We start from the raw sequence: 17129 nt of genomic DNA, 5'->3' as shown, positions 1-17129 counted from the left end.
ATGATCATTTCTCTTTATGAGGCTCATAGACAAGCTTTATTGCGCTTGTTATTCGCGCCAAATCCTTGTCATATAAAGATATATATAGCGAAAATGTGGTTAAAATCTATACAAACTGCCATTTTTATGGGGCAATGGCCAATTTATTGATGCATTCAGTATTTTATGGAATCAATCAATTATTGAAACATTAAAAGCCATGGGTAAAAGCTCTTTATTACATTGTTGTTACAAACTAGTCGATTGAAAAATGATGATTTTTTATAAATTTTGTGCGCTTTATGTGCGATTTTGCTGACTAATTATCAAACAATAATGATTGCTGTTTAATAAAAAAATGCCAGAAATATGACAATTATTCTTTGTTTAATTAAAGATTTTTTTGATCTGAAGAATTTAGATTTAGTCAATGATATAAGTCAAAAAACTACTGTTTTTTATCAACTATTTTAAAGTCAAGTTTTTAAGTAATTGAAAAGTAATGATAAAATGCGTATAAAAATTTAGCAGGTCTTTCAAAATCACTGTGCTATGATCCGCTGCCTGTGCTCTTGGTGGCACAGTTAGAATTTATTGTTTTGATGCTTGTCATGAAAATGAACTGTTTTTAGTGATAAATGTCAAGCAAATGTCAGAGTAGTGAGGAAAATTATGGCTGAACAGGCTACAGAAATGAAGCGTCGCGACCTTTTAAAAATGATCGGTGCGACGGCCGGTGGATTTGCACTTTACAATTCCATGATGGCGTTTGGATTCATGAACAACAGTGATTTCAAAGGCACACCAGATTTAAGCAATGCACCTAAAGGCGCAACTGTCCTCGTATTAGGGGCAGGCCTTGCAGGTTTAGTGTCTGCTTATGAGCTTAAAAAAGCGGGTTACAATGTTAAGATCTTAGACTTTAATGACCGAGTTGGTGGTCGTGCGTGGTCTTTACGTGGTGGCGACGTTTACACTGAGTTAGGTGGTCATACACAAAAATGTGAATTTGACGAAGGTTTATATTTAAATCCTGGTCCTTGGCGCATTCCTTACCATCACCAAGGTTATTTACATTATGCGCGTGAGTTTGGCGTAGAAATGCAACCGTTCCAACAAGTGAACCAAAATGCATACTTACATAATTCTCAAGCATTTGGTGGCAAACCACAAAGATACCGTGAAATCTTCTCTGATTTCCGTGGTTACACCAATGAATTATTGGCCAAATCCATCAACCAAAATCAATTGGATGAAGTGGTCACTAAAGAAAACAAAGAGATGTTGTTAGAGTCCATTAAAGAGTGGGGCGGTTTAGATAAAAACTATCGCTACACAGGACCAAGCGGTTCACCATTCCGTGGTTGGGCACAAGATGCGAACGCAACACATGACAACATTCCATCCACACCATTAGATTTCAATGACGTATTGTCTTCACGTTTATGGTCAGCATTGAACATGCATTTCGATTATGAATATGCATCCACAATCTTCCAACCAAAAGGCGGTATGGATCAATTACCTAAAGCGATTGCTAAAGGTTTGATGTCCAACATTCGTTTGAACTCTAAAGTGACTAAATTGATCCAAGACGATAAAGGCGTAACTGTTACGTACTTAGATCGTGCCAATGGTGATAAAGAAATGGTGGAAACAGCAGATTACTGTGTGTGTACCATTCCATTCTCAATTTTAGCGCAGATTCCAAACAACTTAAGCGCGCCAGTGAAAAGCGGTATTGCAGCGGTGCATTATGCCACAAGTTTTAAAGCCGGTATCCAATTTAAGCGTCGCTTCTGGGAAGAAGATGAACAAATCTATGGTGGCGTAACATTCACTGATTTACCGATTGGTCAGATCTCTTACCCAAGCACAGATTACCTCTCAAAAGGTAAAGGTGTGGTGTTAGGTTCTTACTTGTTCGGCATCAACTCTTTTGAATTCTCTGCAAAAACACCTGAAGAGCGCATGAAAAAAGTGATGGAAAACTTCCAAAAAATCCATCCTCAAGCAGTTAAAGAGTTTGACAATGGTATTTCTGTGGCATGGCATCGTCAGCCATCAACATTAGGTTGTTATGGTTTATGGACAGAAGATACACGTGCTAAGCATTTCAAAAATGTCTCCACGATGGACAACCGCGTAGTATTGGCAGGTGAGCATGTTTCTTATATCCCTGCATGGCAAGAAGGTGCGATTTTATCTGCACTTGAAGCCATTGGCCAATTACACGCAAGAGCATCAAAATAATCTGAGGACGATGAAATGAAAAAACTTCTTTTAGGCACGGCTTTATTCAGCTTAATGAGCAGTCTTGTATTTGCTGATGGTGCAGGCGGTGTGAACGATAAAACTGTGATCACAAAACGTGATGGCGCAGAAATCTATGCAGTTTCTTGTGCAGGTTGCCACATGCCAGATGGTAAAGGTGCAGTCGGCGCAGGTTTCTACCCAAGCCTTGTGAACAACCCTAAATTACAACAACCTGCTTACCCAAGCATTGTTGTATTGTACGGCTTGCATGGCATGCCAGCATTAGGTGGCATTTTAGATGATGAACAAATCGCAAACGTTGTGAACTATGTGCGTTCAAACTTCAACGGCATCGATAAAGGCATCACAGCGAAAGATGTGACACCAATGCGTGTGAAAGATTATCAATATAACGACTTGAACTAATCCTTTAAGCGATTAAGATAGGCAATCTCTGATGAGGTTGCCTTTTTTTACGTCATCACGTAATTATTCATCAAATAAATGGTATGATGTTCACCTTTGATGAACCTGATTGTTGTCAATAGGATGAATATGCCGCAACCGCCGAATTCTCTTGTATTCGATGACCCTGTGATGAATGGGGGCATTTAAGGCATGCTGCCGAGTTATCAAGATTTAATGTTACCAATCTTGCAATGCGTCGCTCAGCACACATCCATCAGTACGCGCGCGCTCAGCGATGTACTTGTCGAACAACTTAATATTTCTGAAAAAGCCCGCCAACAAAAATTAAAAAGTGGGCAACTTGTCCTCACCAATCGCATCAGCTGGGCATCGATTTATTTAAGAAAAAGTGGCTTATTAGAATCGAAAGCTCGCGGCATGCTGAGTATCACCAAAGCGGGTCGACGCATCGCTAAAGATGCAGACATTGACGCCATCAATAACCAGTTTTTGATGCAATTCCCATCCTTTGCAGCTTTTATGCAAGCCTCGCGTGCGCCACAAATCCCAAAAGAAAAAGAGATCGAACGCACCAGTTTAGAGCGCTTAGAGGCCGCGCATCATGAAATCAATACGCAATTGGCTTTAAGCTTAAAAGAGAAAATTCTTTCCGCATCGCCTGCATTTTTTGAAAAACTGGTGATTGAATTGCTATTGGCCATGGGTTATGGCGGTTCAATGGAGGATGCAGGCGCTGTGATTGGACAAACGGGTGATGGCGGCATTGATGGCATCATCAAAGCCGATCGCTTGGGGTTAGACAATATCTATGTGCAAGCCAAACGTTGGCAAGGCACTGTGGGCGAACCTGCCATTCGTGACTTTGTGGGGGCATTGACAGGTTATCATGGCGCAAATAAAGGGGTGTTCATCACCACCGGTAAGTTTTCTAAAAATGCTCAAAAGTTCTTCCCAAAAAATGGTGCAAAAGTGGTGCTCGTGGATGGGGAACTTTTAACGAAATTGATGATTGAGTACAACATAGGTGTCAGCGATCAGCAAGCATACGTAGTAAAAACAATTGATATTGACTTTTTTGACAGTGAGTAGTGAATGATGAAAATTTTAATCGTGGGTAAGGGCGGGCGTGAGCACGCATTGGCATGGAAAGTGAAACAAAGCGCTCAAGTATCAGAAGTGTATGTGGCGCCTGGCAATGTGGGCATGAAAAATGTGGCGCACCTTGTGAACATCAATGAAACGGCAAGCGATGAGCTGGCAAACTGGGCAGAAGCCAATCAGATTGATTTGGTGATCATTGGTCCTGAATCAAGTTTAGTGGCGGGTGTGGCCGATCAAATGCAAGCGCGCGGCATTAAAGTATGGGGGCCAACACAGGCAGCCGCACAAATTGAGGGTAGTAAAGATTTTGCCAAAGTGATCATGAATCGCTATGGCGTGCCAACCGCTGCACACCAAACCTTTACACAAGTGGATGAGGCGCTTTCGTACCTTGAAAAAGTGGGTGTACCAATTGTGATCAAAGCCGATGGTTTAGCCGCGGGTAAAGGTGTTGTGTTGCCACAAACGATGGATGAAGCCAAAGCGTGTGTGGTGGATATGTTGGAAGACAATCGCTTTGGGGACGCTGGCGCACGCATCGTGATTGAAGAGTTTTTAGAGGGCAATGAATATTCCCTCATGTGCTTTGTGCATGGCAATAAAGTGGTGCCGATGATGATGGCGCAAGATCACAAACGTGCATATGACAATGATGAAGGCCCGAACACAGGTGGGATGGGGGCGTATGCGCCATGCTTTACAGCAGAGAGCGAAGAGACCGCGATTGCCGTCAAAACCATCATGCAGCCGGTGGCCGATGGCTTAGTGAAGGAAGGCATGCCATTTACAGGATTTTTGTATGGTGGCTTGATTTTAACGAAAGAGGGTTTTAAAACCATCGAATTCAATGCGCGCTTTGGTGACCCTGAAGCTGAAGTAATTTTACCGCTCTTAGAAAGCGATTTGGTTGATGTGATTTTGACGATGTTAAGTGACAATCCCGTGCCAAGCGTTGCGTGGAAATCAGGTTATTGCGTGGGTGTTGTGCTCGCATCAAAAGGTTATCCTGAGCAGCCTGAAACAGGGCATCCGTTGAAAACTGTGGCGGTGGATGAATCCATTAATATGATTTTCAATGCAGGCGTTGCGGAAAAAGCAGGGCAATTAGTATCAAATGGTGGGCGCATTTTGGTGGCGACAGGTTTAGGCGAAACCTTTGATGAAGCCAAAGCTCATGCTTATGCCTTGATGAAAGCGATTGAAACCGAGGGCACATTCTACCGTACAGACATTGGTCATCGTTTTAAGGGTTAATATTAATATGCAATCAAGCCGATACGATTGTATCGGCTTTTTTATGTGCTATTTTGATTCACTTGGCCAAGCGATGATGGGATTGTGCTGCCAAGTTGCGGGGCCAAAGGCTCTATTGATGAGCATCGGATCATCTGTGGCATCAGTTTCTCGTGAGAGCATTTCATGGCGGATGTATGGCCATGCATAATATGTACTGAGCATGATGAGAATGCTGGCAATGATGGCCAAGCCTTTATGGCCATAAACATAAATTACAGGGGCAAGAGGCTGAGCGGTTGATGTGCTCGGCAGTGCGGCATAAGCATAGGCCATCAACATTAAAGTCAGCCATTGACTGATGGGGTAAATTAAGGAGCCAGACAACGCACCATTGCTCATCAATACAAAGACACTGACCCAACGCCAGGCCGGCAGTTGATCAGCATATGACAGCAAGCGCACCAATAAATAAAGGCACAATAAATTGAGCATCAGCCCCATTAAGCCCATCTCAGCCAGCCAATAGAGCATGAAATTATGGGGGTGAGCCAATTGATTGCCATCTTCAAAGATAAAATGACCTGTACCCATGCCAATGTACACATTGTCCATGAAGGTTTGTAAGGAGAAAAGATACAAATCCATCCGACCTGATGAGCTTGTGCGGGCTAAACCATGCATTTGTGCATCTTGCAGCATCAAAATATTAAAGACCACATATAAAGTGAATGCGCAGATGACTGTCATTAAGGGCAATGTTAACGCAGCGCGTTTATGTTGTCCTAAGACTGTAATGAGGAGTATTCCGATGGTGAGAGACAGTAAAACGGCGCGAGCACCATCATAGAAAAACACGAAGAGGTATAAGGTGCTTAAAATAAAGATCCATGGTGTGAAGCGTTGATTGGCGAGAAAGCCCGGGCGCAACCATAAAATCATGAGTAACGGCAACAGTGCATCATTAAAATAACGAATGTTGCCAAAGGTATTGTGCCCAACGCTTGTATAATTTGGATCTGTGATTTGAATCATAACGCTAGTGAGGAGATAGACAATGCTGGGAATGGGCGTTAATGAAATGACCGCAAGGGCATGATTGAACCAAAGTTGATCTTTTTTGAATGCCATTGCAAAGTAGAGAAACGCCATCACCAATAGAATATTGAGGCTTAAGGTTAAATATGCCGTCACATTATGAATGCCAAAGATCAGCAACAGCACATAACAACCATTGATCAGCGCGGCGATTTTTAGGGCATGGCGATGGTGACGCAGTTCAGTACTCGGTAACAGGATGAGCCCGACGGCACTGAACAGCAATAAAATGATCTCACCCATGCGCCATTCATTGTAATAATCATCAATCCAAGGATTGAGGTCAATCCCTGCAAACGAACCAAAGAGCCAAATGAGCGTGAGATAAATGATGATGCGATGCAATACTAAATGTGTCCGATCCTTTGTCATGGTGTGCCTTGTTATCTTTTTTGTTTAGGCATGTAGTATAAGCCATAGCTTCATCAGAGACTATGGCGCCACCATTATTTTAGGATGATTTTATGGGCTTGTGGGGCAATGATGTGGCCAATGGGCTCTAAATGGCCAAGCCCTTCCTCTTTGCATAACGTTTGGAAGTCATCAATATGATCGCCGCTCACAGACACTAATAAACCGCCACTTGTTTGCGGATCACCCAGAAGATGTTGATAAGCGTCAAATTGATCATTATGCGTCACTAAATGCTCATAACTTGCCAAGTTTTTAAAGGTACCGCCCGGCATTGATCCTAAAGCCTCATAATGGCGCACAGAATCAATGAGCGGAATGTTTGCACAATTGAGCTCAATGCTGACATTGCTGCCTTCGGTCATCTCAGAGAGATGGCCAATCAATCCAAAACCTGTGACATCCGTCATGGCGTGCACATACGGCTCAAGGGCAAAGCGTGCACCGGCTTGATTGAGCTCTACCATAATGTCACGGGCAGTGAATTGATCTTCACTGCGCAGTAAACCACGTTTTTCTGCGGTGGTTAAGATGCCAATGCCAATGGGTTTGGTTAAAAAGATGGCATCGCCCACTTGTGCGGTGTCATTGCGTTGTAAATGCGTTTTGTCCACAATGCCTGTCACCGCTAAACCAAAAATCGGTTCAGGTGCATCGATGGAATGACCGCCTGCTAAAATGATGCCAGCGGCTTCACAGGTGGCGCGTCCGCCTGCAATGACGGTGCGCGCAACTTCTGGGGGGAGTTTTTGAGATGGCCAGCCTAAAATCGCAATCGCCATGATGGGTTTACCGCCCATCGCATAGACATCACTGATGGCATTTGTGGCTGCAATGCGCCCAAAATCAAAGGGATCGTCCACAATCGGCATGAAAAAGTCCGTGGTTGAGATAATCCCCGTCGTTGCATCGATGCCATAAACTGCAGCATCATCGCGTGACTGGTTGCCCACCCATAAATTCGGATCAGAGGTTTGTATGCCACTGCCTGTCAATATCTCCCCAAGAACCTTGGGATCTAATTTACAGCCTCATCCGGCGCCGTGGCTATATTGCGTTAATTTTATCTCAGACATTACCTTTTCAATCCCATAAGAATAGGTTAAAGTTTAGCACTTTAACCACTGATATACGAAGCCGATATGAACAATTTTAACAAAATTGCTTTGGTGAGCCGAAACAACGTGAGCAATCCATCGTTTGCTAAAGTGATGAAAACGGCTGAGGCCATCTTTGAGCGCAATGGTTGTGCAACGGTCACCTTGGCCTTGCCCCCGAATGATAGCGCTGAATCTAAGCAATTGCTAGAAGATCGCGTGAAAGATTGTGATTTGATCATCATCTTTGGCGGCGATGGGACATTTTTAGGCATTGCCCGTAAGGCGTGCCATTTAGACATTCCATTTTTAGGCATCAATTTAGGGCGCTTAGGCTTTTTGACGGACATTCGTGAAACAGAGCTTGAAGAGAGTTTGATTCACATTTTAAAAGGTGAATATAAAACGGAGGATCGTGAACTCATTCGTGTGAAAATCCCCGGTAAATTTGACTCTTTTGCCTTAAATGATGTGGTGATACATCAGCGCAGCATTTCCCGCATGATTGAGCTTGATGTGTTTGTGGATGATAAGTATTTAACCAGCTATTGGGCCGATGGCGTAATTTTTGCAACGCCCACAGGCTCAACGGCTTATGCATTGTCATCGGGCGGACCTTTGGTTTATCCATCTTTATCTGCGGTGCTTGTGGTGCCCATTTCGCCGCACACCTTTAGCCATCGCCCGATTGTATTGCCCACGAATTTAAAAATCAAAGTGGCATTGAAAGAGAGCGTGCGCCATGCGGTGAGCGTCAGTTGCGATGGGCAAGTGGTGTTTGATTTTGATAAGGGTGATGAGCTTGAACTCATCAGTAATGCCTCAAAAATCACGTTGGTGCATCCTGAAAACTACAACTATTTTGAAATTTTACGTGCAAAATTAAACTGGGGTCATCACCCTGAGAGAGAACGATAATTATGGACCATTCCACATTTGTGCACCCTGTGTTGGGTGAATTGACCTATGAAGCCGCTTTGCAAGGCTATGCAGGCAGCATTGAATTGTCAGACATGCCCCTTAAAATTAACTTAGTGGGCGATGCGTTAGAAGCCAAGGTTTTAGGTGATCGCTTATTGGCATTCCTAGAAAGTGAAGCCTTTGAAGATGCTTTCATTGCAGGATTAGAGGCATTGTTGACCCTTAAAAACCGCGATTGGCTCAGTGAAGGGGAAGCAGAATACACATTAGAGGAGTTTTTTGACTTTGTCTCCCTCGATGCGATTGTGATGCATTCAGATAAAATTGAGTTATATACTGATGATTTAGAGCTTTTATGGCGCAACCGTGCGATTTTGAGTTTTGATTATGATTATCAGCTCATTAATGTGCACATTGAAGAGCACATCAGTTTTTAAGCATTAAAAAAAGCAGCGTTTGCTGCTTTTTTATTGTGACTAGGTATTGAGTGCCACTTGCGTGCTTTTGTTTTGTTGCACGCGGCGTGCTTGATAAAAACGCTGTTTCCAATATTTGTCATTCAATGAAGAGGTCATCACGCCTTTAGAAGTTGAGGCGTGGATGAATTGATTGTTCCCATTGTAAATGCCCACATGAAGACCAGTGCGATTTCGTCCCCAATTGGTTTTAAAGAAGATGAGATCGCCGGGTTTAAGTTCTTCTTTAGGAATCTGAATGCCCACAGATTTTTGTGCGATCGTTGTGCGTGGCATGGCGATGGCAAATTTATCTGTAAAGGTGCGCTGTACAAAGGCAGAGCAATCGATGCCATTTAAAGAGTTACCGCCTAATTTATAGGGCGTGCCTTTCCATTGTTTTAATTGATTTTGCAGTGCCGTGGTGACAACGTGGCTGTCTCTTAAGGCTGCGGGTGCGCTGACCGTCACATTTGTTCTCGCGACAGGTTTTGCTTTAGGTTGAGCGCTTGTGGCAACGCTTGCTTGAGCAACAATTGGGGCGCTTTTTTGTGTCTGTGTACTTGCGCAACCCACCGTTAAAAGGGATACCAGGGCAACCGAAAAAATCTTATTCATAATCATTCATTCTGCATTGTCTCAAAAGGGATGAATGATTATAGATCAGAAAATGATTTCTGATCCATAATTTATACATTTAATCAGGATGATTTACGATTTTTTTGACGTAAAGTCATAATCTGTCTCTTGATAGACAAAATAATTGAGCCAATTTTGGAAGAAAATGCTCGATGCACTCATCCATCGTGTTTGAATGGCTTGAGTGGGATCATCATTTTTAAAGTAGTTGCTCGGAATGGTCATCATGCCTAGGGCAGAGTCACGCTGATACTCTTTTAAGAGCGTCTCTTTACCATATTCAGGATGACCACTCATAAAGACTTGGCGACCCGTTTTTGATGCCACTAAATGAATGCCAGAGACTTCAGAGCTTGCGATCACCTCTAATTCAGGGTGATTGCGCGTGGCAATTGGATCACTCTCCGTGTTGCGTGATTGAGGCACATAAAACAGATCATCCATGCCAATGAGCAATTTAGAGTCGGGTTTTTCTTTGATGTGTTCAAACACACCTGTTAATTTCTCTTTGAAAATGTTCTTCTCGATGCCATAAAAATATTTAAGTGCCGCTTGGCTGCCCCAGCAGATAAAGAGGGAGGCAAACACATGGGTTTTGCTCCATTCAAAGATTTTGGTCAATTCATCCCAATAGGTCACTTCCTCAAAGTCTAAGAGCTCAATGGGTGCACCTGTGATGATCATGCCATCGAAATACTCATCTTCAATGTCGCTAAAAAAACGGTAAAATTCATCTAAATGCACTTGCTTGGTGTTTTTAGAGGTGTGGTTTTCAATGGCCAGTAGCGTGATGTCCACTTGCAAAATGCCATTACTGAGCTTACTGAGCAATTGGGTTTCTGCGGTGATTTTGTCAGGCATTAAGTTCAAAATACAGATGCGCACCGGACGAATGTCCTGTGTATTTGCACGCTCTGGATTCATCACAAAGATGCCATGATCTTTGAGAATTTGTGAAGCGGGTAAGTTTTCCGGAATAATCACGGGCATGGTTGTTCTCCTTTTATTTCATCCATAAAAAAACCAGAGTGTTGTCACTCTGGTGGATCAATTTTTGGGTAAAGATGAGCGTTAGAGTGACTCTACAGTAAGGTTCGAGAGCCACTCAAGTGAGTAACTCTCTAAAGCATCATCATTAACGCGGATGGGTGGGTCATGTTTAAGTTTACTTTAGTAACATTGTTGGACTGAAAAGTATCAAACCATTTCGGATAAAAAGTGTCAAGGGCTATTTGAGGTCAATTTCCATAATTAGGCACGAAGCCATTGAAAACGGCGCATTAAATTTTATGTGCCTCTCATCATGCTCTGAGAAAAAGAGCGCATCTAAGGGCTCAAGCGCTTGTCCATTCAGGGAGCATGCCGTCAATGCAATGATGCATGTGGTCAAAGAAGATCGCTGATAATCATTTTCTGTAAAATCAATACGCACCATTGAATGGCGAGCGCGGCGCGTGTCCGTAATGATGCCGCAATCTAACGCAGGCTCAACACAATGGATCATTTCCGTAGTGCTTTCCCCGCTAAAAGTAATGGGTTGCCCTGATTTTGTAAGGGTATGGTGCGCACCATCAATCAATAGTTCAATCGATTGCCCCGTTAACAGCGCTAAGCTTCTTTGGCAATGCGGGAAATGAGAAAAGGGCCCTGTGTGTTCAACAGATGCCATGCTCACACGCCAAATAAAGTCATCCATTGTGGCATTTTGGGGATGGATCATCACCTCACGCGTGGTGCCAAGGCCATTTTTCCAAGGTTTGACCGTTAGGGTGTTAAAGGCGATTTTTTGCATGGGGCTTGATCCATAAGTAGTAACAGACAGTTAAAATCACCAGCCAAATGATGCCGGCATATAAGGCATTGCGCACAGGTGCATAATAACCAAGCACGCCCACCACAAAGAGCATAAAGGCAATGGCAAGGGCAGGCCCAATTGGCCAAAAGGGCACAGGGAATTTAAGCTTTGCGACCTCGTCTTTGGTCAATTGTTGACGCATGCCCACTTGAGAGATGAGCACCGTGAGCCACACCCAAACAGTGGCAAAGGTTGCCATCGCTGCGATTACTAAAAATAAACCATCGTGGAAAAAGTAGTTGAGCACGACGCCAATGATCATCACCACAAACATGATGGCGATTGCCACAATCGGCACGCCACTTTTAGAAAGCTTGCTTAATGCTTTGGGGGCTTGACCTTGTTCACTGAGTCCGTGCATCATGCGACCTGCACCAAAGATGTCACTGTTGATGGCGGAGATGGCTGCTGTAATCACCACAATATTGAGTAAATTTGCGGCGTAATCAATGCCCAGACTTTTAAAAATCGTGACAAATGGACTCGCGCCTAAGCCAATGTGATTCCAAGGAAAAAGCGCCATCAGCACAAGGAGCGCTAAAAAGTAAAAGAGCAGAATTTGCACCGGCACCACATTGATGGACATCGGGATTGTTTTTTCAGGGTTTTCAGCCTCTAATGCAGTGAGCCCCAAAGTTTCCACGCCACCAAATGAGAACACCACAACGGTTAAGGAAATGATGATGCCTGTGATGCCAAAGGGGGCAAAGCCATCGTGGCTCCAAAGATTGCTAAGGCTTGGGGTGAATTCAAGAGGCACATTTAAATGCATGTGGCTCATGAGAATGTAGCCGCCTGCTATGATCATAGCAATGATGGACACCACTTTTAATAGGGAAAGCCAAAAGCCGAGCTCGCCAAACATTTTGACGGCGCACAGATTGATGCCACATAAAATTAATGTGATGGCCAACGCCCAAATCCATGGGGCCACATCGGGGTACCATAAACCCATATAGATGGCAAAGGCGGTGACATCTGCAATGCAGACGAGCGCCATTTCAAACACATACGTCCAACCGGTGATAAAACCTGCCAAAGGGCCTAAATATTTGGTGGCATAGGCGCCAAAAGCACCCGGCATTGGGTGATGCATGATCATCTCACCTAGGGCGCGCATTACCATAAAAACGGCGACGCCAGATAAAAAATAGGCGATGAGAACGGCAGGTCCTGCCAATTCAATGGCATTGGCTGAACCATAAAATAGACCGGTGCCCACGGCAGAACCTAAGCCAATGAATAAAACGTGGCGCGGTGTCAATCCGCGCTTGAGCTGAGTCGCCATAATGTTAATTGTGTCCTTTATTGCTGCGTCGGGTTAGGCTAAATGCCCCATGCTGTAGAGTACGATGAGTGCAGTGACAGAGAGCACCGCCCAACAAATGGCGCCCATTATAATGGGACGAAGCCCATTTTTCAGCAATTTCATTAAATCTGTATTGAGTCCAATGCCCACAAGCGCCACAATGATCAAAAATTTACCAAATTGTGCCAAACCATGGGTGATCTCATGGGGAATGATGTTCAATGAATTGATCAACGTTGTGAGGATAAAACCTGTGATGAAGTAGGGCACCGCTTTGGTGAGTTTAAATTCATAATCGCCGCCGCTACTTTGTGATTTAGCCATATAAAGGGAGAGGAAAAAGGTGATGGGGACGATCATCAAGGTGCGTGTTAATTTAACAATGGTGGCAAGGCTGCCGGATTCATCACTGTAGGAATAAGCTGCGGCTAAAACAGATGACGTGTCATTAATGGCTGTGCCTGCCCATAAGCCAAAGGCTTCATCGTTCATATGAAACAGATGGCCAAGGGCGGGGAAAATAAAAACAGCGGCAATGTTGAATAAAAAGATGGTGGCAATGGCATAGGCGATCTGTTGGCTGTCTGCACGCACCACAGGCGCTGTTGCTGCAATGGCTGAGCCGCCACAAATGCTTGTGCCCACACCAATTAATGTGCCGGTGACAAAATCAATTTTCAGCATTTTTGCCACCACAATGGCAGTGATGAAGGTGGCTGCAAGTGTAAAGAGCATGATCCACAGCGAATTTAAGCCCACATGAAAGACCTCTTGAATGCTCATCTCAAAGCCCAATAAGATGATGGCATAATGGAGCATTTTTTTGCCGGCAAAGCTGCTGCCTTTGCTGATTTTTTCAGAGGTTTTGGCAAATAATGCATTTAAAATGATGCCAAGGGTGATCCCAAAAACTGCGCCACCAATGAGGGGGAATTGTTTGCCTAAAAAGTGTGCCCCTATGGCAATCACAAAGCAGCAGAGAATGCCAATAAGGATCGATTGATTGAGTTTAGTCATAATGACGATGCTCCTCTTCACTTGGAAGGATCTGATAAAACGTTTCATCCTCTTGAATGAGGCCAAGTTTATGGCGTGCGAGCTCTTCTTGGGCGCCGGCATCGGTTTTGAGGCTTTTGATTTTCACTTCAAGGGCGGTGTTGCGCGCTTCAAGCAGTTTGTTTTGTTGATTGACGGCTTCGATTTTCGCGGTGAGTTTTTCAAGGGAGGCATAACCTTGATCCTCTTGAAACCACAAATTGTAACTTAAATAAAAAACCAAGCCTGCTAAAAAGGCAATAAGCGCGTGAAGCCATTTCATAAATTTTGTCCTATCGGGTACACGAATTGTAAATATTCTGCGATAATGACTATTTTATCTCTTCTAGAAGAATATAGTAAAATTTTATGAATCCATCGATTATCCGTAAGTTAGATCAGTTGATTGAGCGTCATCAAGAAGTGGGCGTTTTACTCTCTGAGCCTGAAATCATCACCGATCAAAATAAATTCCGTGAGCTCTCGCAAGAGTATGCTCAATTGACGCCTGTGGTGGAAGAATTCACTGCCTGGAAAACCAATGAGTTTAACCTCACTGAAGCTAAAGAGATGTTAGAAAGCAGTGATGCTGAGCTCAAAGAGATGGCAAAAGAAGAATTGCCATTGCTGCAAGAGAAACAAGCAGAATTAGAAAAGACATTACAAATTCTCCTGTTGCCGAAAGATCCGAATGATGACAGCAACATCTTCTTAGAGATTCGTGCCGGAACGGGCGGCGATGAAGCGGCGATTTTTGCTGGTGACTTATTCAATATGTATGCACGTTATGCAGAAACATTGCGCTGGCAGGTGGAAATTGTCTCTGAAAACCGCGGCGAACATGGCGGCTTTAAAGAGATCATTGCGCGTGTGATTGGTCATGGTGCGTATTCGCGCTTGAAGTTTGAATCCGGTGCGCACCGTGTACAACGTGTGCCAGAGACAGAATCACAAGGTCGCGTGCATACATCGGCGGCAACGGTTGCAATTTTGCCAGAAGTGCCAGAAACAGAAGTGGTGAACATCAATCCTGCGGATTTAAAAGTGGATACGTTCCGTGCATCGGGCGCCGGTGGTCAGCACGTGAATAAAACGGATTCTGCCATCCGTATTACGCATTTACCGACAGGCACAGTGGTTGAGTGTCAAGATGAGCGCTCTCAGCACAAAAACCGTGCGCGTGCCATGAGCTTATTGGCATCACGTTTATTAGAAGCCGAGCGTGAAAAAGAGCAAAAAGCCATGAGTGAAAACCGCAGAAGCCTTGTGGGTTCAGGGGATCGCTCTGAGCGCATTCGCACGTACAACTATCCGCAAGGTCGCATTACGGATCACCGCATTAACTTAACTCTCTATAAATTAGAAGACATCATGGGCGGCGATTTAAATCAAGTGATCAATCCCCTCATTCAAGAGCATCAAGCGGACATGCTCTCTTCATTAAGCGATCAAGGATAACGACAGTGACATGACCCTTCAACGAGCGAAACTTTGCATTTTAGCCACCACGGATTTACATGCACATGTCACGAATTATGATTATTATCGTGATCAATCGCTCCTTGATGTCGGGTTGATGGGGCTTGCGGATGAGATCGAAAAGATTCGCCGCACAGAGCCGAACACACTGTTATTAGACAATGGCGATTGCTTGCAGGGCAATCCCATTGGCAACTATCTACGCGATGATGCCATGGTGCATCAGCATCCCATCATTACCCTGATGAATGGGCTGCAATACGATGGCGCAACCCTTGGCAATCATGAGTTTGATTTTGGGTTGTCCTATCTTCGTAAGGCGATACAAGATTGGCACCATCCGGTGACGAGCGCGAACATTGAAACGGCGGCAGGCAAACCATGGTTGCCACCTTATTTATTGTTACAGCGATCGATCACCATGGAAAAGGGTGCGCCGCAACCGATCACCATTGGTGTCATCGGGGCAGTGCCGCCACAAGTGATGCTCTGGAATCATAAAGTTTTATCAGAAGATCCGAACGAGCGCTTAGTGGTGAAGGACATCACCGCATCGATTGCTCATTATGTCAAAGAGATGAAAACAAAAGGTGCGGATCTTATTGTTGTGTTGTCCCATTCTGGCGTCAGTGATCGCCCTTATCAAATGGGAGCAGAGAACAGCGTCACATACATTGCAGAGATTGAGGGCGTTGATGCCATTGTGGCAGGGCATGCCCATGGCGTCATGGCAGAAAAAATGGGCAGTCGTGCGGTCCCTGTGGTCATGCCTGGTGCCTTTGGGCAATACTTAGGCTGTGTGAATTTTACACTGACCCATGATGCCGCAGGTTGGCACATTGAGCATGCGATGCCTGAATTGATTGAAAATGGCGGTCAAGGGGATGCAACGCATCCATTATTTCCTTGTGTGGCGCGTGAACATGCATTGACCTTAGCGCGTATGAATGCCCCAATTGGACGCAATGTCACCGATTTTTCAAGTGCAATGAGTCTGGTGGAAGATGATGCCTGCATTGAGCTCATTGCTCAAGCGCAGTTGTGGTATGGGGCGCAATTATTAGCGTCATTGGGCGTAGAGAAGCGTCCAATCCTCAGTGCCGTGCCTGCATTTAAAGTGGGGGGACGTAAAAATGCCCCGCATGATTTTACCTGGATTGAGCCTGGCATTTTGAGCTTTAAGAATGTGGCGGATTTGTATCCCTTTAACAATCAATTGGCCATCCTACGCATCAATGGGCGTGATCTACGCGAATGGCTTGAATGCGCAAACAGCATCTATTTTACCATTGATGAAGGACAAAGTGCCGCCCAACCACTGATCAATTGGGCGAAGCATCGTGGATACAATCGGGATGTGATCAAAGGTGTTGAATACACTGTCGATGTGCAGCAGCCGCGCCGATACAATGGGGAGTGTCGTTTGGTTAATGAGGCAGCGCGGCGCATTGTGGATTTAACCCATGAGGGGAAATGGGTTAGCGATGAGGATGAGTTTTTTCTCATCACCAATCAATATCGTGCATATGCAGGAAAATTCCCCGGCAGTGGGGAGCATGCGGTGGTGACTTTATCCACCGATGAATTGCCCACAATCATTGCAGAATATTTGATGCATCAAGTGGCCAATGAAGGCCGCATTCGTGTGGTGCCCACTTTTAATTGGCAACTGGCATGTCGTGCAAAGGTGCGCTATGAAACGGCGCCCGATGAAAAAGCAGCGCAATACATTCAAACATACATGCCCACTTGGCAGCGTTGTCAAGGCTTGGATGAAGATGGATTTGCCATTTACATTTGCCCAAATATTGAATAAATATTGCGCAAAAAAC

Annotated in this window: 16 protein-coding genes; 8 read left to right on the top strand and 8 right to left on the bottom strand. The window is 44.5% G+C overall.

Annotated elements, in window-relative coordinates; genetic code table 11:
• Positions 1-651: 651 nt before the first annotated feature.
• The 4 genes from B9T10_RS02525 (at position 652) to purD (ending at position 5019) form a co-directional block, all read left to right on the top strand.
• Complete coding sequence (locus tag B9T10_RS02525) at positions 652-2232, top strand: flavin monoamine oxidase family protein (protein ID WP_008314797.1); 1581 nt, start codon at positions 652-654, stop codon at positions 2230-2232.
• Between the two features lie 15 nt (positions 2233-2247).
• Positions 2248-2661 carry a c-type cytochrome gene (locus tag B9T10_RS02520; protein WP_008314795.1) on the top strand — a complete coding sequence of 138 codons (414 nt, stop codon included), beginning with the start codon at positions 2248-2250 and terminating at the stop codon, positions 2659-2661.
• Positions 2662-2853: 192 nt separating this feature from the next.
• Complete coding sequence (locus B9T10_RS02515; RefSeq protein ID WP_094537718.1) at positions 2854-3753, top strand: restriction endonuclease; 900 nt, start codon at positions 2854-2856, stop codon at positions 3751-3753.
• A 3-nt stretch (positions 3754-3756) separates the two neighbouring features.
• A complete protein-coding gene (gene purD / locus B9T10_RS02510; protein WP_094537717.1) occupies positions 3757-5019 on the top strand; it encodes a phosphoribosylamine--glycine ligase in 1263 nt (420 codons plus the stop codon).
• A gap of 48 nt (positions 5020-5067) precedes the next feature.
• Here purD and B9T10_RS02505 read toward each other — a convergent pair whose 3' ends face one another.
• Both B9T10_RS02505 and selD read right to left on the bottom strand, forming a co-directional pair.
• The gene (locus B9T10_RS02505; RefSeq protein WP_094537716.1) at positions 5068-6468 is read right to left on the bottom strand and encodes an O-antigen ligase family protein; all 1401 of its coding nucleotides are present in this window, start codon (positions 6466-6468) and stop codon (positions 5068-5070) included.
• A gap of 74 nt (positions 6469-6542) precedes the next feature.
• Positions 6543-7583 (bottom strand): selenide, water dikinase SelD, encoded by a 1041-nt coding sequence (gene selD, locus B9T10_RS02500; RefSeq protein ID WP_094537715.1) that lies wholly within the window; start codon positions 7581-7583, stop codon positions 6543-6545.
• Positions 7584-7649: 66 nt separating this feature from the next.
• Here selD and B9T10_RS02495 point away from each other — a divergent pair, with 66 nt between their 5' ends.
• On the top strand, positions 7650-8522 hold the full coding sequence (locus B9T10_RS02495) for an NAD(+)/NADH kinase (protein WP_063454969.1): 873 nt from the start codon (positions 7650-7652) through the stop codon (positions 8520-8522).
• Between the two features lie 2 nt (positions 8523-8524).
• On the top strand, positions 8525-8962 hold the full coding sequence (locus B9T10_RS02490) for a DUF2262 domain-containing protein (RefSeq protein ID WP_094488523.1): 438 nt from the start codon (positions 8525-8527) through the stop codon (positions 8960-8962).
• 39 nt (positions 8963-9001) lie between these two features.
• Here B9T10_RS02490 and B9T10_RS02485 read toward each other — a convergent pair whose 3' ends face one another.
• From B9T10_RS02485 to B9T10_RS02460, 6 genes are all read right to left on the bottom strand, one after another.
• On the bottom strand, positions 9002-9598 hold the full coding sequence (locus B9T10_RS02485; protein WP_094537714.1) for an NlpC/P60 family protein: 597 nt from the start codon (positions 9596-9598) through the stop codon (positions 9002-9004).
• Between the two features lie 93 nt (positions 9599-9691).
• Positions 9692-10609: a homoserine O-succinyltransferase gene (locus B9T10_RS02480; protein WP_008314778.1), complete on the bottom strand. Its 918-nt coding sequence runs from the start codon at positions 10607-10609 to the stop codon at positions 9692-9694.
• Positions 10610-10847: 238 nt separating this feature from the next.
• A complete protein-coding gene (locus B9T10_RS02475) occupies positions 10848-11411 on the bottom strand; it encodes a HutD/Ves family protein (RefSeq protein ID WP_094537713.1) in 564 nt (187 codons plus the stop codon).
• Entirely contained in the window at positions 11392-12762 is a 1371-nt protein-coding gene (locus tag B9T10_RS02470; RefSeq protein WP_094537712.1) for an amino acid permease, read from the bottom strand. The genes B9T10_RS02475 and B9T10_RS02470 overlap by 20 nt, the downstream gene beginning before the upstream one ends.
• A gap of 33 nt (positions 12763-12795) precedes the next feature.
• Positions 12796-13800, bottom strand: a complete 1005-nt coding sequence (locus B9T10_RS02465) for a YeiH family protein (RefSeq protein WP_063454964.1) — start codon at positions 13798-13800, stop codon at positions 12796-12798.
• On the bottom strand, positions 13793-14101 hold the full coding sequence (locus B9T10_RS02460; protein WP_008314774.1) for an FtsB family cell division protein: 309 nt from the start codon (positions 14099-14101) through the stop codon (positions 13793-13795). Before B9T10_RS02460 ends, B9T10_RS02465 begins: the two co-directional genes overlap by 8 nt.
• Positions 14102-14187: 86 nt before the next feature.
• On the opposite strand from B9T10_RS02460, the gene prfA reads away from it, so the two are divergent.
• Together prfA and B9T10_RS02450 are read left to right on the top strand one after the other, a co-directional pair.
• A complete protein-coding gene (gene prfA / locus B9T10_RS02455) occupies positions 14188-15276 on the top strand; it encodes a peptide chain release factor 1 (RefSeq protein ID WP_008314773.1) in 1089 nt (362 codons plus the stop codon).
• 10 nt (positions 15277-15286) lie between these two features.
• Positions 15287-17113, top strand: coding sequence for a bifunctional 2',3'-cyclic-nucleotide 2'-phosphodiesterase/3'-nucleotidase (locus B9T10_RS02450; protein WP_094537711.1), 1827 nt, complete (start codon positions 15287-15289; stop codon positions 17111-17113).
• Positions 17114-17129 lie beyond the last annotated feature (16 nt).

Source organism: Wohlfahrtiimonas chitiniclastica (assembly GCF_002252325.1).
Classification (GTDB): Bacteria; Pseudomonadota; Gammaproteobacteria; order Cardiobacteriales; family Wohlfahrtiimonadaceae; genus Wohlfahrtiimonas; species Wohlfahrtiimonas chitiniclastica.
This window is presented reverse-complemented; position numbering and strand designations above follow the sequence as displayed.